This is a genomic window from Rhodococcus sp. 114MFTsu3.1 (assembly GCF_000383555.1).
Taxonomy (GTDB): domain Bacteria; phylum Actinomycetota; class Actinomycetes; order Mycobacteriales; family Mycobacteriaceae; genus Rhodococcoides; species Rhodococcoides fascians_E.
The window spans coordinates 190,639-215,364 of the sequence record NZ_KB911544.1 but is presented as its reverse complement, the minus strand read 5'-3'; the positions used below and the strand labels follow the sequence as shown (position 1 = coordinate 215,364).

General features: G+C 65.8%; 18 protein-coding genes. 11 read left to right on the top strand and 7 right to left on the bottom strand.

Translation table 11 applies throughout. From position 1 onward, the window contains the following. Positions 1-138 precede the first annotated feature (138 nt). Entirely contained in the window at positions 139-2,508 is a 2,370-nt protein-coding gene (locus H292_RS0100945; RefSeq protein WP_026347584.1) for a RelA/SpoT family protein, read from the top strand. Between the two features lie 49 nt (positions 2,509-2,557). On the opposite strand, the gene H292_RS0100940 is transcribed toward H292_RS0100945, so the two are convergent. Together H292_RS0100940 and H292_RS0100935 are read right to left on the bottom strand one after the other, a co-directional pair. After that, positions 2,558-3,355, bottom strand: coding sequence for a peptidylprolyl isomerase (locus tag H292_RS0100940; RefSeq protein WP_027498532.1), 798 nt, complete (start codon positions 3,353-3,355; stop codon positions 2,558-2,560). Then, entirely contained in the window at positions 3,352-4,209 is an 858-nt protein-coding gene (locus tag H292_RS0100935) for a peptidylprolyl isomerase (RefSeq protein ID WP_019666419.1), read from the bottom strand. Before H292_RS0100935 ends, H292_RS0100940 begins: the two co-directional genes overlap by 4 nt. 220 nt (positions 4,210-4,429) lie before the next feature. On the opposite strand from H292_RS0100935, the gene H292_RS0100930 reads away from it, so the two are divergent. From H292_RS0100930 to H292_RS0100920, 3 genes are read left to right on the top strand one after another with little or no spacing between them, the layout of a single operon-like run. Then, a complete protein-coding gene (locus H292_RS0100930; protein ID WP_019666418.1) occupies positions 4,430-5,122 on the top strand; it encodes an MBL fold metallo-hydrolase in 693 nt (230 codons plus the stop codon). A 2-nt stretch (positions 5,123-5,124) separates the two neighbouring features. Further along, positions 5,125-6,396: a histidine--tRNA ligase gene (gene hisS, locus H292_RS0100925; protein WP_027498531.1), complete on the top strand. Its 1,272-nt coding sequence runs from the start codon at positions 5,125-5,127 to the stop codon at positions 6,394-6,396. Then, entirely contained in the window at positions 6,386-7,012 is a 627-nt protein-coding gene (locus H292_RS0100920) for a hypothetical protein (RefSeq protein WP_019666416.1), read from the top strand. The genes hisS and H292_RS0100920 overlap by 11 nt, the downstream gene beginning before the upstream one ends. 3 nt (positions 7,013-7,015) lie before the next feature. Here the strand turns inward: H292_RS0100920 and H292_RS0100915 are convergent, their stop codons facing one another. Further along, positions 7,016-7,483: a DUF3237 family protein gene (locus tag H292_RS0100915; RefSeq protein WP_019666415.1), complete on the bottom strand. Its 468-nt coding sequence runs from the start codon at positions 7,481-7,483 to the stop codon at positions 7,016-7,018. 105 nt (positions 7,484-7,588) lie between these two features. On the opposite strand from H292_RS0100915, the gene H292_RS0100905 reads away from it, so the two are divergent. Then, the gene (locus H292_RS0100905) at positions 7,589-8,620 is read left to right on the top strand and encodes an Rv2578c family radical SAM protein (RefSeq protein ID WP_020110142.1); all 1,032 of its coding nucleotides are present in this window, start codon (positions 7,589-7,591) and stop codon (positions 8,618-8,620) included. Positions 8,621-8,641: 21 nt separating this feature from the next. Here H292_RS0100905 and ypfJ read toward each other — a convergent pair whose 3' ends face one another. Further along, on the bottom strand, positions 8,642-9,568 hold the full coding sequence (gene ypfJ / locus H292_RS0100900; RefSeq protein ID WP_019666412.1) for a KPN_02809 family neutral zinc metallopeptidase: 927 nt from the start codon (positions 9,566-9,568) through the stop codon (positions 8,642-8,644). Between the two features lie 178 nt (positions 9,569-9,746). Here ypfJ and aspS point away from each other — a divergent pair, with 178 nt between their 5' ends. Continuing rightward, complete coding sequence (gene aspS, locus H292_RS0100895) at positions 9,747-11,558, top strand: aspartate--tRNA ligase (protein ID WP_019666411.1); 1,812 nt, start codon at positions 9,747-9,749, stop codon at positions 11,556-11,558. A 63-nt stretch (positions 11,559-11,621) separates the two neighbouring features. Here the strand turns inward: aspS and H292_RS28025 are convergent, their stop codons facing one another. From H292_RS28025 to H292_RS26665, 3 genes are all read right to left on the bottom strand, one after another. After that, positions 11,622-12,791 (bottom strand): hypothetical protein, encoded by a 1,170-nt coding sequence (locus tag H292_RS28025; protein ID WP_143545125.1) that lies wholly within the window; start codon positions 12,789-12,791, stop codon positions 11,622-11,624. 144 nt (positions 12,792-12,935) lie between these two features. Further along, complete coding sequence (locus H292_RS0100885; RefSeq protein WP_020110140.1) at positions 12,936-13,934, bottom strand: hypothetical protein; 999 nt, start codon at positions 13,932-13,934, stop codon at positions 12,936-12,938. A gap of 142 nt (positions 13,935-14,076) precedes the next feature. Continuing rightward, positions 14,077-14,727, bottom strand: coding sequence for an RDD family protein (locus H292_RS26665; RefSeq protein WP_027498529.1), 651 nt, complete (start codon positions 14,725-14,727; stop codon positions 14,077-14,079). A gap of 206 nt (positions 14,728-14,933) precedes the next feature. Between H292_RS26665 and H292_RS0100875 the strand changes: the two genes are divergently transcribed. The 5 genes from H292_RS0100875 to H292_RS0100855 all read left to right on the top strand — a co-directional run bounded on the left by H292_RS0100875 (position 14,934) and on the right by H292_RS0100855 (position 24,694). Beyond that, the gene (locus H292_RS0100875; protein ID WP_020110138.1) at positions 14,934-18,332 is read left to right on the top strand and encodes a transglutaminase family protein; all 3,399 of its coding nucleotides are present in this window, start codon (positions 14,934-14,936) and stop codon (positions 18,330-18,332) included. Between the two features lie 48 nt (positions 18,333-18,380). Then, on the top strand, positions 18,381-21,116 hold the full coding sequence (locus H292_RS0100870) for a circularly permuted type 2 ATP-grasp protein (protein ID WP_020110137.1): 2,736 nt from the start codon (positions 18,381-18,383) through the stop codon (positions 21,114-21,116). Beyond that, positions 21,113-22,021, top strand: a complete 909-nt coding sequence (locus H292_RS0100865) for a transglutaminase family protein (protein WP_020110136.1) — start codon at positions 21,113-21,115, stop codon at positions 22,019-22,021. The genes H292_RS0100870 and H292_RS0100865 overlap by 4 nt, the downstream gene beginning before the upstream one ends. 80 nt (positions 22,022-22,101) lie before the next feature. Next, positions 22,102-23,280 carry a hypothetical protein gene (locus tag H292_RS0100860; RefSeq protein ID WP_019666404.1) on the top strand — a complete coding sequence of 393 codons (1,179 nt, stop codon included), beginning with the start codon at positions 22,102-22,104 and terminating at the stop codon, positions 23,278-23,280. A gap of 7 nt (positions 23,281-23,287) precedes the next feature. Further along, positions 23,288-24,694, top strand: coding sequence for a replication-associated recombination protein A (locus H292_RS0100855; protein ID WP_020110135.1), 1,407 nt, complete (start codon positions 23,288-23,290; stop codon positions 24,692-24,694). Positions 24,695-24,726 lie beyond the last annotated feature (32 nt).

Here is a 24,726-nt window from a genome sequence, read left to right as displayed (position 1 = left end):
AAAGTTGGTGAACACTGCTGTTGTCGAAGATCCGTAACCGAGGTCGGTGTCGGTCGACCGAGGGGCCATGAGCCAAGCGAACGAGAGCAGACCACGCGGCAGGAGGCGAACATTGTGACCCGTTACCTCGACCAACCCTTGCCGGATCGACCTGCGTCCGAATCGGAATCGGGAAAGGCGGCTACTGCGGACACTCCGCAGGCGACACCGGACTCCGCTCCGCTGGTCGTCGGAAAGGGCTCGGCACCCGCCGTCCCGACGTCCGCGTCCCGACGCGTCCGCGCCCGCTTGGCCAGGCGCATCACGGCCGGCCGCAACGCCGCGGTCAAGCCTGTCCTCGAACCGCTGGTGAGTCTGCACCGTGAGCTTTATCCCAAAGCGGATCTCGCGTTGCTTCAACGGGCATACGACGTCGCGGACGAGCGCCACGCCACCCAGATGCGCAAGTCCGGGGACCCGTACATCACGCACCCGTTGGCGGTGGCGAACATTCTCGCCGAACTGGGCATGGACACCACGACGCTGGTCGCGGCTCTCCTGCACGACACCGTCGAGGACACCGGCTACTCGCTGAAACAACTCACCGACGAGTTCGGTGAGGAAGTAGCGCACCTCGTCGACGGGGTGACCAAGCTCGACAAGGTGGTTCTCGGCACCGCGGCCGAGGGCGAGACCATCCGCAAGATGATCATCGCAATGGCCCGCGATCCTCGCGTTCTGGTCATCAAGGTGGCCGACCGCCTGCACAACATGCGCACCATGCGCTTCCTGCCGCCCGAGAAACAAGCACGAAAGGCGAAAGAAACCCTCGAGGTCATCGCGCCACTCGCACACCGTCTCGGCATGGCGACGGTCAAGTGGGAACTCGAAGATCTCGCATTCGCGATTCTGCACCCCAAGAAGTACGACGAGATCGTTCGACTCGTCGCCGATCGTGCACCGTCCCGCGACACGTACCTCGAAAAAGTGCGCGCCGAGATCAACGCGTCGCTGTCGGCCTCCCGCATCAGTGCGGCCGTCGAAGGACGACCCAAGCACTACTGGTCGATCTATCAGAAGATGATCGTCAAGGGTCGCGACTTCGACGACATCCACGATCTGGTGGGCGTACGCATTCTGTGCGACGAGATCCGCGACTGTTACGCCGCCGTGGGCGTCGTGCACTCGCTGTGGCAGCCGATGGCCGGCCGGTTCAAGGACTACATCGCGCAGCCTCGCTACGGCGTCTACCAGTCGCTGCACACCACGGTCGTCGGCCCCGAAGGCAAGCCGCTCGAGGTGCAGATCCGCACGAGGGACATGCATCGCACGGCCGAGTTCGGCATCGCCGCGCACTGGCGGTACAAGGAGACGCGCGGCAAACACGGCAACGACAACGCCGAGGTCGACGACATGGCGTGGATGCGCCAATTGCTCGACTGGCAGCGTGAGGCAGCGGATCCGGGCGAATTCCTGGAATCGTTGCGCTACGACCTGGCCGTCAAGGAGATCTTCGTCTTCACACCGAAAGGTGACGTCGTCACGCTGCCCGCGGGGTCGTGTCCCGTCGACTTCGCGTACGCCGTGCACACCGAGGTGGGCCACCGCTGTATCGGAGCCCGCGTCAACGGTCGGCTGGTGGCGCTCGAACGCACGCTCGAGAACGGCGAGGTCGTCGAGGTGTTCACCTCGAAGGCCGTCACCGCCGGGCCGAGCCGCGATTGGCAAGGCTTCGTCGTCTCGCCCCGCGCGAAGACGAAGATCCGCCAGTGGTTCGCCAAGGAGCGCCGCGAGGAAGCACTCGAAGCGGGCAAGGACGCCATCGCGAAAGAAGTGCGCCGCGGCGGACTACCGCTGCAACGGTTGATGAACGCCGAGTCGATGTCCACGATCGCGCACGAACTGCGCTACGTCGACGTCTCGGCGCTGTACACCGCGGTCGGCGAGAGTCACGTGTCCGCGCAGCACGTGGTGCAGCGGTTGGTTGCTCACCTGGGCGGCGTCGGAGACGTGGAAGAGGAACTGGCGGAGCGGTCCACACCGTCCACCATCCCGACTCGTCCGCGTCAGGTCGGTGACGCCGGTGTGCTGGTGTCCGGCACCGAAGGGATCGTCGCGAAGCTGGCCAAGTGCTGCACCCCGGTGCCGGGCGACGAAATCCTCGGGTTCGTCACCCGCGGCGGGTCGGTCAGTGTCCACCGAACCGACTGCACCAACGCGAAATCGCTGGGCGAGCAGTCGGAACGGTTCATCGACGTCGAATGGGCCCCGTCGGCATCCTCGGTGTTCCTCGTCGCGATTCAGATCGAGGCGCTGGATCGGCATCGCCTGCTCTCGGACGTCACCAAGGCACTCGCGGACGAGAAGGTCAACATTCTGTCCGCGTCCGTGGCCACATCGGGGGACCGGGTGGCGATCAGCAAGTTCACCTTCGAGATGGGTGACCCGAAGCACCTGGGCCACGTCCTGAACGTCGTGCGCAACGTCGAAGGGGTGTACGACGTCTATCGCCTGACGTCGGCTGCCTGACCCCCACGTGAGTGGAAATGTAGGTCAGGACCTACATTTCCACTCACGGTCACTGAGCGGCGACGACCGACTCGACGGTGACCGCCGCGTTGGGTGGTCCGTCGTTGCCCGGTGTGGAGACTCCGGCCGCTGCCACCGCGTCCAGCGTCGCCAGTCCGGCGTCGTCGATGGTTCCGAAGACGGTGTACTGCGGAGGAAGGACGGAATCCTCGTAGACCAGGAAGAACTGGCTGCCGTTGGTATCGGGTCCTGCGTTCGCCATGGCGACGGTGCCGCGGGGGTAGACGACCGGGCTGGACAGCGCCGCGTCGCCGGCCGGGAACGCCGTCGTCGGGTACTCGTTGGCGAACTCGTAACCGGGGCCACGGTTTCCCTGTCCGGACGGATCCCCGCACTGCAGGACCTGTAGCCCTTCGGTGGTGGTCAGCCGGTGACAGACGGTGTCGTCGAAGTACCCCTGCGTGGCAAGTGACGTGAAACTGTTGACGGTGCAGGGCGCTTCGGCGCGGTCGAGCGACAGGCCGATGGGGCCCTGGCTCGTCGTCACCGCAACGTCGACCAGCCCGACGGTGGACACTCCGTACTGCTGCGGCGCGGTGTTCTCGCGAATCGCGGGCGTCGCCTCCGGGTACTCGCAGGTGGTGCTCGACACCTCCTGCGCAGGAACCGGGGGGAGGACTCCGAACAGGCTCAGATCCAGCGGCGGCTGAGTGGTCGGGGCCGCGGCACTGGTCGTGGCCGACGCGGACTCGGTCGTCGCTGCGGTACCGGAGTTGTCGGACGAGCAACCTGCCACGAGGAGGACGGACGCGCCCGACGCGGCGAGCACCGCTAACGTGCGCTTCACAGGTCGCTCACGACACTGGTGATGTCCACCGGAAGTGCAGGCTTGCCGTCCGCGGCTCCACCTTCGACGCCCGCCGCAGCGACCTTGTCCAGTGTCTGCAGACCGGTCTCGTCGATGGTGCCGAACACCGTGTAGGCGGGCGGCAGCGTGGAGTCGCCGTAGACGAGGAAGAACTGGCTGCCGTTCGTGCCGGGTCCCGCGTTGGCCATCGCGATCGTTCCGCGTGGGTAACTGATCGGCTCGTCGGCGGCCGGGTCGCCTTCGGCGTACTGATCGGCCGGGAACTCGTCGGCGAACTGGTAGCCCGGTCCGCCCATGCCGGTGCCTGCGGGATCGCCACATTGCAGAACCTGCAAACCAGCGCCTGTGGTGAGTCGGTGGCACTGCGTGCCGTCGAAGTAGCCCTGGTTGGCGAGAGAGACGAAACTGTTCACCGTGCACGGTGACTGCGGATTGTTCAGCGTCAGGCCGATGTTGCCCTGCGTCGTCTCCATGCTGTAGCTGAGTGCTTCGTCACTCGTCGGCACGCCGTCGGTGCGCGGAGGAGTGTTCTCCTTCGCGGCGGGCTGTGCGGCCGCGGGGTAGCTGCAGTCGACGGTCTCGGGGAGCGGCTCGGCGCGGCCGTCGGCGATCAGTGTGTCGCCGTTGGGCGTCGACGACGCCGTCGTCTCGGGCCCGTCTCCGCCGCGAGTGAGGGCGAACACGACGGCAACCGCACCGACCACGACCACCACACCCAGCACCGATCCGGCGATGGTCAGCTGTTTACGCTTCTTCGCTCGTTCGGCTCGGCGTTCGAGTTGTCGCTCGAGCTTTCTCTTCGCTGCCTCGCGCCGCTGCTCGTTGCTGGGCAATTGCGTGTCCTCCCGCTTGTGTCGTCCGCCGGCTCGGCCTACGTCTCTTCCCGCCGGTCGGCGAGCCGAAACCGACCGTGAGTGAGTGTGCCATTACATCCTGAGAAGTTTCCGACTGGCATGGCGGCGTCGTTCCGGGGGCGGACTGCGCACACGCAGGTGGACACGGTCCAACTAGGGTGGAACGGACCTTGGCGTACGAAAACTAGGAGCGGCAGCTGTGCTCGTCACCGGATTCCCGGCGGGAATGTTTCAGACGAACTGTTACGTGCTCGCCCAGGAGGGCTCGTCGGACTGCGTCGTGGTGGATCCCGGGCAGGATGCGACGGAACCGCTCCTGCGGTTTCTGGGCGAATCCGGGCTCACTCCCGAAGCGGTGTTGCTCACCCACGGTCACCTCGACCACACCTGGTCCGTGGAACCGGTGTGCGAGAAGTTCGGTATTCCTGCCTACATCCACGACGAGGACAGGTTCATGCTGTCCGATCCACTGCGTGGCACCGGCCCGACCCTCGCCGCTCTGCTCGGCGACGCGGAGTTCCACGAGCCCGAACGTGTGGTCGACCTGAACGGTGGGACCTCTCTCGAACTGGCAGGCATCGAGTTCGGTGTGCTTCACACGCCCGGCCACACGCAGGGGTCGGTCGTGTTCACCATCGACGTCGAGACACCGGACGGCACACTAGCGATCGCGTTGACCGGCGACACGCTGTTCGCGGGGTCCATCGGGAGAACCGATCTTCCCGGAGGTGACCACGAACAGTTGCTTCGCTCGATCGCGACGACGCTGCTGCCGCTCGACGACGCCACCGTGGTGCTGCCGGGACACGGCGGGCAGAGCACCATCGGCCAGGAACGCGCCTCCAATCCCTTTCTCGTTGGACTCGCAGGCCCCGAACAAGGAAAACTGTGACCGTGAGCAAGCCGAGTACCTTTTCTGCGCCCAAGGGCATTCCCGACTACGTCCCCCCGAATTCCTCGGAGTTCGTCGCCGTCCGTGAGGGGTTGCTGACCGCGGCTCGCAACGCCGGGTACGGGCACATCGAACTGCCCATTTTCGAGGACACCGGGCTGTTCGCACGCGGTGTCGGCGAGTCGACGGACGTCGTGAGCAAGGAGATGTACACCTTCGCCGATCGGGGCGACAGATCCGTCACCCTGCGTCCGGAGGGAACTGCAGGCGTCATGCGCGCCGTCATCGAGCACGGCCTCGACCGGGGAGCTCTCCCGGTGAAACTTGCCTACGCAGGGCCGTTCTTCCGCTACGAACGCCCGCAGGCGGGACGCTATCGACAGTTGCAGCAAGTCGGGGTCGAAGCCATCGGAATGGATGATCCTGCGCTGGACGCCGAGGTCGTCGCCGTGGCGGACAACGGTTTTCGGTCGCTCGGTCTGACGGACTTCAGGTTGGAGATCACGTCGCTGGGGGACGACACCTGCCGCCCGCAGTATCGAGAATTGTTGCAGGAGTTCCTCTTCGGCCTTCCGCTCGACGAGGCCACCCGCACGCGCGCTCGGATCAACCCGCTTCGAGTCCTCGACGACAAACGTCCGGAAGTGCGCGAGATGACGTCGGACGCCCCGCTGATGCTCGACCACCTGTCCGACACTGCGCGGGCGCACTTCGACGAGGTGCTCGCACACCTCGACGCGTTGAAGGTTCCGTACGTCGTGAACCCGCGGATGGTCCGCGGACTCGACTACTACACGAAGACGACGTTCGAGTTCGTCCACGACGGACTGGGCGCGCAATCCGGAATCGGCGGCGGTGGCCGATACGACGGGTTGATGGCGCAACTGGGTGGCCAGGAACTGTCCGGCATCGGATTCGGGCTCGGCGTCGACCGAACCATGCTTGCCCTCGCAGCCGAGGGGAAGTCGGCCGGATCTCCCGCGCGCTGCGCCGTGTTCGGCGTTCCGCTGGGATCGGACGCGAAAGCGCGCATCGTGGCGATCGCAGGCGAACTGCGCGGCAAGGGAATCAGCGTCGATCTCGCCTACGGCAATCGTGGTGTCAAGGGCGCCATGAAAGCCGCCGATCGTTCCGGCGCACAGTTCGCCTTGGTTCTCGGCGACAAAGAGCTGGCCGACGGTAACGTCGTGGTCAAGGAATTGTCGACCGGGGAGCAGCACGACGTGGCACTGTCCGAGATCGTGTCGCACCTGGAGGCTCGACTTGGCCGGTGACGAGCGCGTCGACCTGGATCTGATACCTACCGAGCTGATCGTTCCCCGGCTCAGGAAGGTCGCGATCGGTGCGCTGGTGTTCGGTGTCCTCGTCGCCGTGATCACCTCGTTCTTTCTGCCTACCACCGTTGCGGTCGTCCTCGGCGTCGTCGTCGGAATACCGGCTGCGGCGTCGGCGTGGGTGGGCATCCGACGTCGAACATGGCTCGACGGCAACATCGTTCACGCTCGCGGCGGGGTGCGTACTCGCGCTCTGTCGGTGCCGAACTTGGTGTCGGCGGAGCTGCAGGTCAGAACGGCGCGGATAGATCAGATCTCGCTGCGCCTGTACGACGGCAACGTGAAACTGACTCTCGCGTTGGCGCTCTACACGAACGGCGGGGGCCGTGAGCTCCCCATTCTGTCGCTCCGCAAGCTCGCCGACGCATTGTGGACGAGTGAACTGGTGCCGGCTGCAGCGATCGCCTCGCTTCTCGTCGACCAGTTGAAAGCGGAAGCCCGCGACGCCGGGCTGGGGGAGCGGCCGCTCTATCGAGCGGCGGAGCTCGTCAAGGCGGCGGGCAGAACCCCTCTCGCCACCCTGACCGACCGTGAGGTCGCCGAGCTGGGCAACTAGCGGCTACGTGACCAGGAACGCATCGAGGACGACAGATTCTGCGGAGCGGGTGCCCGACGTGACGACCAGGGCGCGGTTCAGGTAGGTGAATTGCGGTACCGCCGTGGAGATTTCGAGAGTGCCACGGAAGTAGTAGGTCGCGGGGTCGACTTCTTCGGTTCCGGCGAGCGACTCGATGACCTCGGCCGGGCCGAACTGAAGACCGCGGAACGACAACGCGAGGTGACCGCCCTCGGCGAGCTCGAGAGTGATGTCTGCGGCGAACTCGGTGCGGCCGTCGACGCGCGTCACCCCGGCAAGGGACGTCGAAACAGCAACCGTCCCTTCGATGTCCGGTCCTGGAGCGGCGCCGCCGAGGATGGGCGTCACCACTCGTTCGCCGTCGGGTACCGAGCCGACGGCGATGGGGCTTCCCAGGCTGAGTCCGAGGCGGAGGATGGGTTCGAGTGTGGGAACGATCGGTGCGGTCACGCCTCCACCGTAGCGGCAGCCCCGATGCTGCCGTCCGCGTGACGCTCGTTCTCGGCGGCGCCGACCCGCTTGACACCGATGTAGAACACATGTTCGACTGTGTGCATGCGATGGGCGGGACAGACACTCGGCGCCGCGGACGACGGCGCACTGCCCGGTCTCGAGCGTGCCGGCCTGGTTCGCAGCGTGCAGACGCCCGAATTCGAGGGCATCACGTTCCACGAGGTGCTGTGCAGGAGTGCGCTCAACAAGATCGACGGTGATTCGCTTCCGTTCTCGTGGACGGTCAATCCTGCGCGCGGGTGTTCCCACGCGTGCACGTACTGCTTCGCCAGGCCCACCCACGAGTACCTCGACCTCGACGCCGGCAGCGATTTCGATTCGCAGATCGTCGTGAAGACGAACATTGCCGCGGTGCTTCGCAGAGAACTCGCGCGTAAATCGTGGAAGAGGGAGCCGGTTGCATTGGGCACCAACACCGATCCCTACCAGCGCGCCGAGGGGCGATATCGGCTGATGCCCGGCATCATCGGCGCACTCGTGGAATCCGGCACGCCGTTCTCGATCCTGACGAAGGGAACGCTGCTGCGGCGGGATCTGCCCTTGCTCGCCCTTGCCTCTCGCCAGGTCGACGTGCACATCAACATCAGTCTGGCCATTTTCGACGCCGGCCTGCAGAAGCAGATCGAGCCGGGCACGCCGAGCCCCAAGGCTCGTCTCGAGCTGATCAGAGCAGTCCGCGACGCAGGGTTGCCGTGTGGTGTCCTGGTGGCACCGGTGATTCCGTTCCTCACCGACGGGGCACGGCAGCTCGAGTCCCTCGTCGAAGCGCTCGCCGACGCAGGAGCGACCTCGGTGTCCGCGACGCCGATGCACCTGAGGTCGTCGACGAAGGACTGGTTCATGTCGTGGTTGGCGGAACATCACCCAGCGTTGGTTCGTCGCTACCGTCAGCTGTACGGGCACGGCGCATACGTGACACCCGAGTACAAGGCGTGGCTGCGAGGACGTATCGATCCTATGTTGGAGCGCCACGGATTCGATGTCGGCGACGCACGTTCCATGCCCAAGAACGTTCCCGTCGAACCGGATTCGCCTGCGTCGGAGGCGCGCGACCCGGCGCTCACCCTGTTCTGAGAACGCTCGTGTCTCGGGCTGTCACCGTGTGAGGGCGGCCGGACTGTTCAGGTCGCGGGCGGAGAACGTGTCGCAGGCACCGACCTGCCCGGTCCTGTACCCCGCCACGAACCACGCCTGACGCTGCTCCGAGGACCCATGGGTCCAGCCCTCCGGGTTCACCCGACCGCTCGACGCCTGCTGGATCCGGTCGTCACCGACCGACGACGCTGCCGACAGCGCATCGCGAACATCGGTGTCGGTGAGAGGTTCCAGGAAGGGTTGGCCGGTGTTCGGGTCAGGGATCAGCGCGGCGTGATGTGCCCAGACACCGGCGTAGCAGTCGGCCTGCAGCTCCACCCGAACCGCACCGGATTCGGCGCCCTGCGGATCGGCCTGTGCTCGTCCGATGTCGCCCAACTGATTCTGAATGTGATGGCCGACCTCGTGGGCGACGACGTATTCCTGCGCCAGCGGGCCACCGCTGGATCCGAACCGGTCGACGAGGACCTGGAAGAAGCTGGTGTCGAAGTACGCCGTCGAGTCGGCGGGGCAGTAGAACGGTCCGACCGCACTGGTCGCATTGCCGCAGCCGGTGTTGATCGAGCCGCTGAACAGTCGTACTGCGGGCTCGACGTAGTCCACTCCGGTCTGGGTGCCGAGCTCGGACTGCCAGACATCGTCGAGGCTCCCGATCGTCCCGACGATGCGGCAATCGACGTCACTGTTGGCGTCGGCCCCTGTCTGGCACTTGTCGAGCGAACCGTCGGTCCCGGCGGATTGCGACGAACTGTCCGTTCCGTCGGTCAGCTGCCCCAGGATCGATCCCGGGTCTCCGCCGAACAGCAGCGCCAGCACCAGAATCACCAGACCGCCCGCACCTCCTCCGAGCGCGATCTTGCCGCCTCGGCCACCGCCACCGGAGGACACACGCTTCGAGTCGAGTCGAGCGCCTTCTCTGAACGTCATGCCTCGTCATCCTTCCAGGAAGAACGTCCCCCCGGGCGAGTTGCACGGCCCGATCCGACGTTTGTCGAACTGCAGCTTCCCATGCCTGAAGCGGTATCGCGTTTCCTGTCCGGACGTCGCCTCCGTAGGATTGGTGACCGACGAACACGCTTTGTTCCATTTTTGTGAAAGGACACCAGTGCTGCGCACCCACCTCGCCGGCTCACTTCGATCCGAGCACGTCGACCGAACTGTCACCCTGACGGGGTGGGTTGCGCGTCGCCGCGATCATGGCGGTGTCATCTTCATCGACCTTCGTGACGCATCGGGCGTCGCCCAGGTCGTGTTTCGCGAGGGCGATGTGGCCGAGAAGGCACACCGCCTGCGCGCCGAGTACGTCGTGAAGGTCACCGGCAAGGTCGAGGGTCGCCCCGAAGGCAACCAGAACTACGAAATCCCCACCGGTGCGGTCGAGGTCGATGCCACCGACATCGAGGTTCTGTCGGAAAGCGCGCCGCTTCCTTTCCAGCTCGACGATCAGCCGGGTGAGGAAGCGAGGCTGAAGTACCGCTACCTGGACCTGCGTCGAGAAGGACCCGGCCACGCAATCCGGCTGCGATCGCAGGTCAATGCTGCGGCGCGTGGTGTCCTGGCGCATCACGAGTTCGTCGAAGTGGAGACACCGACGCTGACGCGGTCGACGCCCGAAGGCGCCCGCGACTTCCTGGTCCCTGCACGCCTTCAGCCCGGTAGTTTCTACGCGTTGCCGCAGAGCCCGCAGCTGTTCAAGCAGCTGCTGATGGTCGGCGGTATCGAGCGGTACTACCAGATCGCCCGCTGCTACCGCGACGAGGACTTCCGCGCCGACCGCCAGCCGGAGTTCACTCAGCTCGACGTCGAGATGAGCTTCGTCACCCAGGACGACGTCATTCTGCTCGCCGAGGAGATCCTCGCCGCGCTGTGGAAGCTCGTCGGACACGACATCACGTCGCCCATTGCGCGCATCACGTATGCCGACGCGATGCGTCGCTACGGTTCGGACAAGCCCGACCTGCGGTTCGACATCGAACTGGTCGAATGCGCGGACTTCTTCTCCGCCACGGAGTTCCGCGTGTTCCAGGCGCCGTACGTCGGCGCCGTCGTCATGCCGGGCGGGGCGTCGCAGCCGCGCAAGCAGTTGGACAAGTGGCAGGAGTTCGCGAAGCAGCGCGGGCACAAGGGTCTGGCCTACGTTCTGGTCGGCGAGGACGGGACTCTGGGCGGACCGGTCGCGAAGAACCTCACGGACGAAGAACGGGACGGAATTGCCGCCCATGTAGGCGCGAAGCCCGGTGACGCGATCTTCTTCTCCGCCGGCGCCGTCAAGTCCTCGCGAGCTCTCCTCGGCGCTGTCCGAGGCGAAATCGCGCGCAAGCTCGACCTCATCGATCCGAAGGCATGGGCGTTCGTGTGGGTCGTCGACGCACCGCTCTTCGAGCCGACGTCCGACGCCACCGCGAGCGGCGACGTCGCGGTCGGCTCGGGTGCCTGGACCGCGGTTCACCATGCATTCACATCGCCGAAGCCGGAATCCATCGATACCTTCGACACCGATCCGGGCTCGGCCCTGGCGTACGCGTACGACATCGTGTGCAACGGAAACGAGATCGGCGGCGGAAGTATTCGTATCCACCGCAAGGACATTCAGGAACGAGTGTTCGCGATCATGGGCATCGGCCACGAGGAAGCGCAGGAGAAGTTCGGCTTCCTGCTCGACGCGTTCAGCTACGGCGCGCCTCCGCACGGCGGAATCGCGTTCGGGTGGGACCGCATCACCGCGCTCCTGGCAGGCGTCGACTCCATTCGCGAGGTCATCGCCTTCCCGAAGTCCGGCGGTGGCGTGGACCCGTTGACGGATGCCCCGGCACCGATTACCCCGTTGCAGCGCAAGGAATCCGGCATCGATGCCAAGCCGGAGAAGATTGCACAGGAGAAGAAGGACGACACTACGGACGCGCCCTCCGCGGAATAGAAGCCCACCGCAGCAGAAACCCCCGCAGCCGCCGGAGCTGCGGGGGTTTTTCTGTTCGAAGGCCTACGCCGGCGAGACAGCTCCCGCGGACAGGACGCGGTACGCGTAGGTCACCGCGATCACGCTCGTGGGAACGGTGAACAGAAGCCCCAGCCCACAGGGCACTGCTCCGACGATGTTGATTCCGGCCACCGCAAGGTACAGCAGGACGAGCTTCCCCGGGCTGACACCGAGCAACCTGATGTTGGCGGTCAACGCGATCACCACCGATGCACCACGGTCGATGATGAAATGCGGACCGAACCAGATCAAGATCCCGAGAAGCAGACTGATCGACAGGGATGCCAGGGTGGGCAGCGACGGGGCCACGGCACTGATCAACGAGACGACGACTCCGAACAGGGTCAGCTGCACCAGGTTGGGCAGACGCCAGAACTCGCCGAAGCCGGGCCTCGCACCGTCCAATTCCAGCAACGCGCCCCGGATGAGCAGGGCCCCGGCGAAGAATCCGATGACGCCGGCCACGAATGTGATCACGAGCAGGCCGACCGAGAATCCTCCGTCGGGGGTCGGAGCGAACATCGTGTTCTCGTACTCGGTCGAGCTCGAGATACTGGCGATGATGATGGCGAACAACACGACGTAGCCCAGGACGGTCACCGCCGCGAAGACCCCCATGAAGCCGAGCCACACGCCGATGTTGGCACCGAACTTCTTCCAGCCGTAGCTCAGAGCCGCGCCGACACCCAGCGACGTCGGTGGCGTGTAGTGCGGGTGCGAGAAGGGCAGCGATGCGTAGGGCCCTTGCGCGTACGGCGGTGGAAATTGGGACCCACCCCAGGGTTGTGTCGACGGGTACGTGGGATAGCCACCGCCGGACGGTCCGTAGTCAGGCTGTTGGCCGTACGCGGGCGGCGGCCCGTAACCCGGTTGCGACTGGTTGTATTGAGGCTGGCCTGGATACGTGGGCTGGCCCTGATACGGGGGCTCCCCTGGGTACTGGGGCTGCCCTGGATACGGGGTCTGTCCTGGGTACTGGGGCTGCCCTGGATACGGGGGCGGTGTCGGATTTCCGGGCTGCTGAGGGTAGCCGCCGAGGCCCTGCTGCCGAGGGTCGTACGGTTGCTGGGTGTACCCCTCTTGCGGGTTCTGATCCTGCGGTGCGCCCTGCTCTGGATCCGGGGCGCCGCCCCCGGTGTTGCTCGTACCGCCGCCGTCGTGGTCGTTCAACATCTCCCTCTCGCCGGAATCTTCCTGTCTGTCGTCGCCTGGACCGGCCCGTGTTCGGACGGTGGACCCAGGCGACGACAGAACAATACGGCGAGTGACCGACGATTTCGATACCGAGCAGTCTGATGCTCGAAATCGCGCCGGGATCTAGACCGCAGCCGTGCGGGACACGATGCGATACGCGTAGGTCGACGCGATGGCGGAGATCGGGATGGTCACGAGCAACCCGAGGAAGCACGGGATGGCTCCGAGGATGTTGATCCCGATGATGGCGAGGGCCAAGAGGAACAGTTGTCCTGCGTTCGAGGAGATCGCTCGGAAACTGGACTTGATGGCGGCGACGGCGTCCTCGTTGCGGTCGATGACGAATTGCAGTGTCCACCACGACAGGAAGGTCAGAACGAGACCCGGGATGACGAGCAGGACGAACCCGACCAGAACCATGATGGCGACGAGAACACTGGCGATGATGATCGAGGCGACGTTGGCGAACTGGAAGAAGGACCCGATGGCGGGCTTGTTGCCGTCGACCTCGTGCAGAGCGCCACGGATGAACGCGGCATTGATGATGTACCCCACGATCGCCGAGACGACGGTGCCGATGATCGACCAGATGCCGAACAACGCGGACACGTCACCCGAATTCCCCGAGCGACCGAAAACGAGGTTCAAGATCACCTGAACGACTGCGGCGATGACGACGATGCCGATCCAGACGCCTGCATTGTCCTTGAACTTGTTCCAGCCGAACGAGAGCGCATCACCGACGTTCAGCGTGGGCGGCAGGCCGACGCCGTGTCCGCCGTAACCCTGTCCGCCGTAACCCTGTCCGCCGTAACCCTGTCCGCCGTAACCCTGGCCGCCGTAACCCGGGGATGGCGGATAGTTGCCGGGCGGTGGTGGGTAGTTGCCGGGCGGCGGGGGATAGCTGCCCGGAGGTGGCGGGTAGTTTCCGGGCGGTGGTGGGTAGGCGCCGGACGGTGGCGGATAGTTTCCGGGCGGCGGGGGATAACTACCCGGAGGCGGTGGGTAATTGCCCGGAGGCGGTGGGTAATTGCCCGGAGGCGTGTTACTGCCCGGGTGACCGGACTGCTCGGGATCGTTGTCCTTGCCGTCCTGGGGTCCGTTCGGTGGGTTCTCGCTCACGATGTCTCCTCATCAGTGGTCGATCGATTGTGCCGCACCGATCCGCGTCTGCGGACCGAACCGGCAGGTGAATCGAAGGGTGAAACGCAGCGAGCGGGCCCGCCGATGTGGAGGCGGGCCCGCTCGCTGATCGTTCAGCGGGTCACTTCGTGGTGATGACCTGGGTTCCGCCGGCGATCTCGTCGTGCTTGCCCTGCTTGGTCGGGCTGGAATTGATGGTCACCGCGATGACGATGTATGCAATGAACACCAGGAGTCCGCCGAGAAGGGGGACGACATTGAGAAGCATGAAGGCGTTGCGTTTCGCAGCCTCTGCCTGAGTTGGGTTGCCTCCGGCGACTCCCACCGTGCGCAGTCCCAGCAACTGCTTGCCGAAGGTTTGTCCGCGGGACGATTCGAGGAAGACGAAATACGAGAATCCGAGGACTGCGGAGATGATTCCGAAGAGGAGGCTGCCGACGAACCCGGATGGAAGAATCACGTAGAAGACCGCGAGCACGATTCCGACGATGATGCCGTCGATGAGACGTGCGCCGAAACGTAGTCCGAGGCTCCCTGGTTGCCCGCCTCCGGGCAACTGTGAACCGGACCCGTATGCGGCGTTACCGCCGACCGGCGGCGGCGGGTAGTTGCCCGGAGGTGGTGGGTAGTTGCCGGGGGGAGGGTAGCTACCGGGAGGCGGATATCCACCGGCGTTTCCGGGAGGCGGGTACCCGCCGGCTGGGTTCTGGGGATACTGAGGCTGATTCGGATCCGAACCGTACTGAGGTCCGTTGGGCGGGTTCTCGCTCACTGATGTTCCCCTCGACTGACGTGATGTTGAGTCGTTGACAAATGTCTGGATTTCGACGCTGAGCGAACCGCACCCGGGGGTGCGTGTCAAGCACTACGCGCCCACCGCCCGTTTGGTTTCGTCGTCGATTCTTCACCGAGCGGGCACAGCTGAGGACCTCTAAGGTTGGTGGTTCTTACCGATTCGAAATTTGTGAGGGGCTCGCCGTGGGCATCAAGGTCGCTCTGGAACATCGAACAAGTTACTCGTTCGACCGCACGGTCCAAGTGTTTCCGCACGAGATCCGACTGCGGCCTGCGCCGCATTCTCGGACACCGATCGAAGCGTATTCGCTGAAGATCGAACCTGCCGAGCATTTCGTGAATTGGCAGCAGGACGTGTTCGGAAACTTTCTGGCACGCGTCGTTTTTCCGGAACGAACCGATCACATGTCGATCACTGTCGGGCTCGTCGCCGACATGGCCGTCATCAACCCGCTCGACTTCTTCGTCGAGGACTGGGCGGAGCATTTCGGTTTTCAGTACGACAAGGCGGACCTGCCGGATCTGGAGCCGTATCTGCGGCCCGTCGACGAGGACGAAGAAGGAAGTGGCCCAGGGCCGGTCGTGTCCACGTGGGTGGAGAAGTTGGAGGCGGCGGCACGCGAACGCGGTGACACGCTGCGCACCATCGATTTTCTGGTGATGGCGAACCAAGCCGTCCTCGGCGACGTCGGCTACTCGGTGCGGATGGAACCGGGTGTGCAGAGCCCGGACCACACGCTGACCACAGCTGTCGGTTCGTGTCGAGACTCGGCGTGGTTGCTGGTGTCCGTTCTGCGCCAGATGGGATTGGCCGCGCGGTTCGTGTCCGGGTACCTCGTGCAGCTCGCGTCCGACGTGAAGTCTCTCGACGGTCCGTCCGGGCCTGCAGCCGACTTCACGGACCTCCACGCGTGGACGGAGGTCTACCTCCCGGGTGCGGGGTGGGTCGGGATGGACCCGACCTCCGGATTGTTCGCGGGCGAAGGCCACATCCCTCTGTCGGCGACGCCGCACCCGTCCACGGCTGCAGCCATTTCCGGCGCCACGAGCAAATGCACTGCAGAGCTGGACTTCTCCAACACCGTGGTTCGGGTACACGAGGACCCGCGCACGACACTGCCGTACACCCAGGAACAGTGGGACGCCATCCGGCGGACTGCATCGACGCTCGATGCCCGCATGAGTGCGCAGGACATTCGATTGACGGTGGGAGGTGAGCCGACGTTCGTCGCCATCGAGAATCAGGACGCGCCCGAATGGAACACCACCGCCGACGGTCCGCACAAGCGAATCCTGGCCAGCGCACTCGCCGAGCGTCTGCGCACCATCTACGCACCCGACGGGTTGGTCCAACGCAGCCAGGGCAAGTGGTACCCCGGTGAGCCGTTGCCGCGGTGGCAGGTCGGTCTGTATTGGCGGACCGACGGTGAATCGTTGTGGAGCGACTCCGATCTGATCGCCGATCCGTGGCTTCCTGCCGACGAGCGGCCCGCCGACGTCGACAACTCCGCGTCCCGGGCTCTGGTGGAAAAACTGGTGGAAGGCCTGGGATTACCGGCAGAGCAGGCACGACCGGCGTTCGAGGATCCGTTGGTGCGGCTACTCGACTACGTCCGGCAGCCGTACGGCGATCCGCCCGTCGACGCCGACATCGAACCCGGCACCGACACCCCGGACGCCCGTGCGGCGTTGCTGGCGAAGCTCGAGTCCAGTACCGACGAACCAGCGGCGTTCGTTCTGCCCATCGGCAGAACTCCCGACGGCACGGGGTGGCGCAGCGCGGATTGGACTCTCCGCCGTGGTCGCATCGTGCTTCTCGAGGGCGACTCGCCTGCAGGCTTGCGGCTTCCGCTCAGTGCCATCTCGTGGACCGGTGGTCCGCCGGAGAATCCGTCGGACCCGACCGACCGCAAGGATCCGTTGCCTGCGCGTCAGATGACGCAGCGTCCACCTCGGCCCGTCGACCCGGCCGAGGCGCGATACGCGCGACTCGCACTGGCGAACGAGTCGAATCGGGGCGTCGTCGGCGGCAACGGCGTGACGGCGCTCGTCGCCGAAGTGCGGGAGGGCGTCCTGCATGTGTTCATGCCTCCCGTGGACCGGTTGGAGGACTTCGTCGATCTGGTCGCTCGGGTGGAGGACGCCGCGTCGGCGATCGAGACGCCCGTCGTCATCGAGGGCTACGGACCTCCGTCGGATCCACGCGTGCAGACATTGACAGTCACCCCCGATCCCGGCGTCATCGAGGTGAACGTTCAACCGTCGTCGTCCTGGGCGGAACAGAACGAGCTGATGGAGACGCTGTACCGCGAAGCACGCCGATCACGGCTGAGCACGGAAGGATTCGACAACGACGGCACGACGCGGGGGACCGGCGGCGGCAACCACATCACTCTGGGTGGCGTCACGCCGTCGGATTCGCCGATTCTGCGCCGACCGGACCTGCTGGTGTCGCTCCTGACTCACTGGCAGCGACATCCGTCGTTGTCGTATCTGTTCTCGGGTCGCTTCATCGGAACGACGTCGCAGGCGCCGCGCGCCGACGAGGGCCGCGAAGAGGCGCTGTACGAACTGGAGGTCGCGTTCAGTGAAATCCAGAGGTTGACGGGGTCGGACCGGACGGCGTCGCCATGGGTGGTGGATCGCGCGCTTCGCCATCTGCTGACCGACATCACCGGCAACACACACCGTGCGGAGTTCTGCATCGACAAGCTCTACAGCCCGGACAGCACACGCGGCCGATTGGGTCTCCTGGAACTGCGCGGATTCGAGATGCCGCCGCACCACCAGATGGCGATGGTGCAGTCGCTGCTCGTGCGGTCGATGGTGTCGAGGTTCTGGGACACACCGCTCGACGCGCCGCTGATTCGGCACGGGTCGAACCTGCACGGCCGATACATGTTGCCGCACTTCGTGATCAGCGACATCGGCCGAGTCGCGGAGGACCTGAGAGAGCACGATATCGAATTCGACACCAGCTGGCTGGACCCCTTCACCGAATTCCGGTTTCCGCGGTTGGGGACCACCGTGATCGGTGATGCGGAATTGGAACTGCGCGGCGCGATCGAACCGTGGAACACACTGGGTGAGGAGTCGACGTCGTCCGGCACCGCCCGGTACGTCGACTCGTCCGTCGAGCGGCTTCAGGTGAAGATCGCCGGTGCGGACGACGGCAGATACATGGTCACGTGCAACGGGGTTCCGGTGCCGATGCTGCGGACCGAACGGCAGGACGTTCAGGTCGCCGGCGTCCGCTACCGGGCGTGGCAGCCGCCGAGTGCACTGCACCCGACCATCGAGGTACAGAGTCCGCTTCGGTTCGACCTCGTGGAAAAGCAAACGGGACGAGCAGTCGGAGGCTGCACCTACCACGTGGTTCATCCAGGTGGGCGGTCCTACGACGGGCCGCCGGTGAACTCGGTCGAGGCCGAGGCGCGCCGCAACGGTCGATTCGAGGAGGGCGGGTTCACCTCCGGCAAGGTGGACGTAGCAAGATTGCTCGAGTTGCAGGCGCGCCAATCGATCGACGTGACGGCGCCTGGCATGTTGGATCTCCGGCGTACGGGTGTCTACGCCGGCTAGTGGCCCGCGCGGCCACCCGCGACGCCCGACGGAAGGAATGACGACTCGATGGTGCCCGTGGATGCGACACCGAGCAGCGTGGCCCCTGTCGGCGCGTCGCCCGAGTCGGTGACGTCGTCGGGTGCGCCCGGTTCGGCGGTCGGATTCGCGTCGACGGAAGCGGTCGAGGCGTATCGCAGCCGTCGGCGCGGGTTGCCGGGCTCGGACGACCGGTACGACGAACTGCTGAGTGACGGCGCCGGCGAGAGAGACGGGAAAGTCTCGGGCCTCCGTCGGCAGTGGTCGGAACTGATCGTCGGGCTCGATCGGGCCGGTCGCGGAGGCGAACGCGCCCTGCAGAATCGAGTTCGCAGCCTCGTCGACGAGCACGGGATCACGTACAACCCCGTGTCGGTGGGGGCGTCCGAGGCGCTCACGACTCCGGTGAGGTGGGGCCTCGACGGCATCCCGCTGGTGCTGGCCGCCGAGGACTGGGATGTTCTCGAGGCCGGACTGATCCAGCGCGCGCGTCTGCTCGATGCAGTTCTCACCGATCTCTACGGCGACATGCGCACGGTCACCGACGGTGTGATTCCTCCGCAACTGGTGTTCGGCGACCCCGGGTACGTCCGTGAGGCGCACGGGATCACCGTGCCAGGTCCACGGCAACTGTTCTTCCACGCCGCCGACGTGGGCCGGGCATCCGACGGTCGGTTCCGAGTGGTCGCCGATCGAACACAGGCGCCGTCGGGAATCGGGTACGCGCTCGCGGACCGCCGTGTGATGTCGCGGGCGACGCCCGAGTTGTTCCAGGACACGAATCCGCGCCCGTTGTCGACGTTCGCTCGCGCCGTCCGGTCTGCGCTCATCGACGCCGCCCCCGCGGCTGCCGAGGACCCCGTCGTCGTGGTCCTCAGTCCCGGATCGCACTCGGAGACGGCTTTCGACCAGGCGTACCTCGCTACTGTGCTCGGGTTCCCGCTGGTGGAGAACGCCGATCTGGTGGTGCGCGACGGATGCCTGTGGATGCGTTCGCTCGGCAAACTTCGCCGGGTGGACGTGGTCCTGCGGCGCGTCGACGCCGAGTTCACCGACCCGTTGGATCTGCGTCCCGATTCGCGGTTGGGTGTCGTGGGGCTGGTCGAGGTTCTACGTCGCGGTGCAGTCACCGTGGTCAACACCCTCGGCAGTGGTGTGCTCGAGAATCCGGCACTTCCTTCTCTTCTGCCCGCGCTGAGTCGCGCGTTGCTCGACGAGGACCTGCTGCTCGAGTCGACGCCGTCGATCTGGGGCGGGGAGCGGCACGGGGTCTCGCGTCTGACGGCAGGCGTTCGCTCGTTGATCTTCCGATCCGTGACGACTCGTGACACCGTCGTCGGCCACGACCTGACCGATGCCGCGGCAGGCGAATTCGTCGATCGTCTGCGTGCCGAGCCGTGGACGTGGGTCGGTCAGGAAGTCCCCGAGTTCTCCAGTGCACCCGCCGGGTCGGGTTTCGGCGGCACGATCGGTGCCGCCGAAGTGGGGATGAGGCTGTTCAGCGTCGCCCAGCGAACGGGATACACGCCGATGACGGGCGGCCTGGGGCAGGTCCTGGTCACCTCGCCCGTGGCGGACCCGCTGATCACGGTGGCGTCGAAGGACGTGTGGGTGCGTTCCGCCGAGCGGGTGACCACGGCCGATTCGGCTGCCCACACGCCGCCCGCCTCGGTCGAGGAGTTGCCGCAGTACGCGGCGACCGAGAACGTCGACGTCGTCAGCTCGCCTCGCGTGCTCGGCGATCTGTTCTGGTTCGGGCGCTACAGCGAACGCGCCGAGGACATGACACGTCTGTTGATCGCGGCGCGCGAACGACACCAGGATTACCGCTCGATGCCGTGGCTGGACGGCAGCGACAGCCTGCCCATCCTGCTGCAGGCCGTGACGAAGGTGTCTCGTACCGGCCCCGGCTTCTTCGACGAGGACGTCTGCGCCGACGCGGTCGCCGAGCTTCGGTCGCTGATGCTCGACGTGGACCGACTCGGCTCGGTCGCACAGTCGGTGGATCGTCTGCAGCAAGCCGCGCGAGGTGTCAGGGATCAGCTGTCGAACGACACCTGGGCTGTTCTGAGCCGGATCGAGGCAGCGCTGGGCGAGCTAACCGACACCGACACCGCCGACGGCGCACAACTGGCGGCGTCGCAGTCTTCGGTGCTGCGCGGTCTGCTGTCACTGTCCGGTCTGGCGTCCGAGTCGATGGTGCGTGACGCGGGCTGGTACCTGATGGACTGCGGCCGCCGGATCGAGCGCGGGCTTCAGCTGACGGCACTGCTGTCCGCCACGCTGAGCCATGCGTTGACACCGTCGACCGAGCAGGCGGTCATCGATTCCGTGCTCAGCGCGGCGGAATCGTCGGTGATCTATCGTCGTCGCAACCGGGGCCGTGCACGCCCCGCCGCCGTCGCGCAGCTGCTGTTGTTCGACGAATACAACCCACGATCGTTGGTCTATCAGTTGGATCGAGTCAAGGACGATCTCGGAGCGCTTCCCGACGCGTCGGGCACGTCGCGGGCGGAACAACTCGTCGAACAGATCGCGGTGCGGCTGCGACGCGTGGATCCGGGCGACCTCGAAAGCGTCGACGCCTCGGGTAGGCGGGTGGACCTCGTCGAATTGGTGGACGGCATTCACGATCAGCTCGAGGAACTCTCTCGTGTGGTGCTGGCGACGCACATGGTGCTTCCCGGCGGGACTCAGCCGCTGTGGGGGACGGTCGGCGGTAACCTCTCGCAACGTCAGACGACGGGAAGTGGTGATTTCCGATGAGCAGGCGGTACAGAATCCGGCACATCACCACCTACACGTATTCGGATCGCGTGACCTCGTCGTACGGACGCGGGTTTCTCGCTCCGCGGGAGTTCGAGGGTCAACGTTGCCTCGAGAAGTCGGTCGAGGTGCTGCCGGCGCCGACGGATCAGTCCTACGGCGTCGATGTCTTCGGAAACGAGGACGTGTACTTCCACGTGACGAGCGACCACGACAGACTGGTCGTGACCGCCGATTCGCTCGTGGAGGTCGACGAGCCGTCCACTCGGGACCTGGAGTCGGGTGCGACGGAACCGTGGGAGACGGCCAGGCCGCAGGCACCGGGGGAGTACACCGCGTCCGGTGCACGTGCCACGGCCGTGGAGTTCGTTCTCGACCTCGTCACGCCGGAGATCACCGACGGCGTCGTGGAGTACGCGGAGGCGAGCTTTCCGGCAGGTCGGCCACTCCGAGAGGCGATCGTCGATCTGACGCACCGCATCTTCACCGATTTCACCTACCAGTCCGGCTCCACGACGGTGTCGACGAAGGTCGCGGACGTGCTCGAGGCGCGATCGGGCGTGTGCCAGGATTTCGCCAGGCTCGCGATCGCGTGCCTGCGGGCGAAAGGTCTTGCTGCTCGATACGTGTCCGGCTACCTGGCTACCGAACCCCCACCGGGCAAGGAACGGATGATCGGGGTGGACGCCACCCACGCCTGGGCTGCCGTGTGGACCGGCGCGGCTGGATGGCTCGCCTTCGACCCGACCAACGACCAACTCGTCGACGAGCGGTACACGACGGTGGCGTGGGGCCGTGACTACGCCGACGTTCCGCCACTACGAGGCGTCATCTACACCGAGGCGGAGGAAAGCAGCATCTCGGTGTCCGTGGACGTCGCTCCGGTCGGTTTTCCTGCGTCGTGACGAAATCGGTACGTAGGTTCCTCCAGTAGGTGCCGTCAGGCGCCACAGTCTGTCGGAACTACCGGGTATCTTGGTAGCCGATGACCGCGACATTGGCAGACCCTGTATCCGAGGTGGTGGCCGCCGCTCAGCACCTGCTGACGAGGCGCACCGGCGCACCTGTCAGGCTGGTGGACCCAGTCGATCTCGGAGGCAGTGGTCAAGCAACCGTCCTCCGAGTTCGGGTGGCGGAAAACCCCTTTCAGCTGCCACGCACTCTCGTGATCAAGCAGGTCAGGGAAGCGTCTGCCGATCTCGGTCCCGAGGTCGACTCGGCGGCCGACACCGAGTCCGGTGGCCCCTCCGCGTTTCTTCGGGAAGCCGCGTCGTACCAATTCGCCACGGCACTCGCCACCGACAGCAGGCCAGGTCCGGATCTGCTCGCCTACGATCTGGGTGCACGTCTGCTGATTCTCAGCGATCTCGGCGACGCGAGCCCCATCACGGCGCTACTGAAGCACTCCGATGCAGCGTCGGTCACCAACTCGCTGATGGCCATGGCGCAGGCGCTCGGGCGTATGCACGCTGCGACGGTGGGCCGAGAAGACGATTTCGCGGCACTGCTCCGTCGGGCCGGTGTACCGACCAGTGCCGACGGTATCTCGGCGCAGATCCCCGACGCGCTCGTCGCCGTCCCCCGGATGCTCGAGGAGGACCTCGGCATCACCGACACTCCGGACGCTGTGCGTGAACGTGTCGAGCGCAGCGGCCGCCTGTTCGCCCACGGTGCGTTTCGTGCTTTCAGTCCGTCCGACCTCTGCCCGGACAACATCCTCGTCAACGAGGAAGGTGTCCGCTTCCTGGACTACGAGTGGGGTGGCTTCCGCGACGCCACACTGGACATCACGTACGCGCTGGCGTCGTTCCCCGGCTGCCTGTGCCACTTCGAGCTGTCCGCCGACCGAGCGCAGGCCATGATCGACGCGTGGCGCGCCGAGGTCGTCGGCATCTGGCCGCATCTGGCCGACGACGGTGTTCTGGCGTCGAAGATCCTGGATGCGCAGCTCATCTGGGTCTGGTTGACGACGTACTGGTTCCTCCCGAACGACCACACCCGTATCGCTGCTGCGCGCGCGCATCATCTGTCGGTGCCGCGTTCGGATGCGCTCATCTCTCGATGGAACGTCCTCGTCGACCAAGCAACTCGGACGGGTGACACCGATGTCGCCGCGTTCGCCCTCCGCGTCGTCACGGCGCTGGAGAGCAAGTGGGATCGCTGATCGGGGAATGAACGCGAGTTTCGGCTCCGGTCTGGACGACAACGACGACCACGGTCTGTTCGACGCGCCGACCGACGAGCCATCCACCCCGGGTGAGCTGGATTCGGTCCCCGAACAGTCGTTTCAGGCGCGTCCGTACACGCCACCCGAGGCGCCGTTGGCGGTGCGGATGCGCCCCGTCACGCTGGACGAGGTCGTCGGCCAGAGCCATCTGCTGAAGCCGGGAGCACCTCTGCGGCGGCTCGTCGACGGTTCCGGCGCGTCGTCGGTCATGCTCTACGGACCTCCGGGGACGGGCAAGACCACGCTCGCCTCGCTCATCTCGGGCGCAACCGGACGCAAGTTCGAGGCCCTGTCCGCGTTGTCGGCCGGTGTGAAGGAAGTCCGCGGGGTCATCGATCTCGCGCGACGTCGACTGACGGCGGGTGAACAGACCGTCCTCTTCATCGACGAGGTGCACCGGTTCTCCAAGACACAGCAGGACGCGTTGCTCGCCGCGGTGGAGAACCGCATCGTGCTTCTGGTCGCTGCGACGACGGAGAATCCCTCGTTCTCGGTGGTGTCACCGTTGCTGTCGAGGTCGCTCGTGCTGCAGTTGCAGCCTCTGGCGTCGTCGGACATCGAGATGTTGCTGACCCGCGCTGCGAACGATCCACGCGGACTCGACGGTGCCGTGTCCATCGACGAGGACGCGATGGAACATCTCGTCAGGCTCGCTGCAGGTGATGCCCGACGCGCACTGACCGCGCTGGAGGCAGCGGCGGGTGCGGCTACCGGGCCGGTGCTGGATCTGGCGACCGTCGAAGCGAGCGTGGACAAGGCGGCGGTCAGGTACGACCGCGACGGAGACCAGCACTACGACGTCATCAGCGCGTTCATCAAATCGATTCGTGGGTCGGATGTCGATGCGGCACTGCATTATCTGGCACGGATGATCACGGCAGGGGAGGACCCTCGGTTCATCGCCAGGCGACTCGTCGTTCATGCGAGCGAGGACGTCGGTATGGCAGACCCCACTGCGCTTCAGACCGCGACGGCCGCCGCGACGGCGGTGCAGATGATCGGTATGCCGGAGGCGCGGCTGGCGCTGGCCCAGGCCACCATCCATCTGGCGACGGCACCCAAATCGGGTGCTGTGATCGCTGCACTCGGTGCGGCCATGGCCGACGTCGCGGCAGGCAAGTCCGGCACCGTCCCTCCTCATCTTCGTGACGGCCACTACAAGGGCGCCGAGGCGCTCGGCAACGCGGTCGGATACAAGTACCCGCACAACGATCCCGGTGGGGTTCTTCGTCAGCAGTACCCGCCCGACGAGCTGGTCGGGGTGAACTACTACGAACCCACCGATCACGGAGTCGAACGGGAGATCGGCACACGCGTCGGCAAGCTCCGCAGGATCGTGCGCGGTGGATGACGCGCAGGTCGCGGCGCATGCGCGGGCGCTGT

Excerpts from the sequence above, each read along its gene's own strand:
- H292_RS0100905 (WP_020110142.1), top strand. The coding sequence starts at position 7,589 with ATGCGATGGGCGGGACAGACACTCGGCGCCGCGGACGACGGCGCACTG.
- ypfJ (WP_019666412.1), bottom strand. The coding sequence starts at position 9,568 with ATGACGTTCAGAGAAGGCGCTCGACTCGACTCGAAGCGTGTGTCCTCC.
- H292_RS28025 (WP_143545125.1), bottom strand. The coding sequence starts at position 12,791 with ATGTTGAACGACCACGACGGCGGCGGTACGAGCAACACCGGGGGCGGC.
- H292_RS0100870 (WP_020110137.1), top strand. The coding sequence starts at position 18,381 with ATGGTGCCCGTGGATGCGACACCGAGCAGCGTGGCCCCTGTCGGCGCG.
- H292_RS0100865 (WP_020110136.1), top strand. The coding sequence starts at position 21,113 with ATGAGCAGGCGGTACAGAATCCGGCACATCACCACCTACACGTATTCG.
- H292_RS0100860 (WP_019666404.1), top strand. The coding sequence starts at position 22,102 with ATGACCGCGACATTGGCAGACCCTGTATCCGAGGTGGTGGCCGCCGCT.
- H292_RS0100855 (WP_020110135.1), top strand. The coding sequence starts at position 23,288 with ATGAACGCGAGTTTCGGCTCCGGTCTGGACGACAACGACGACCACGGT.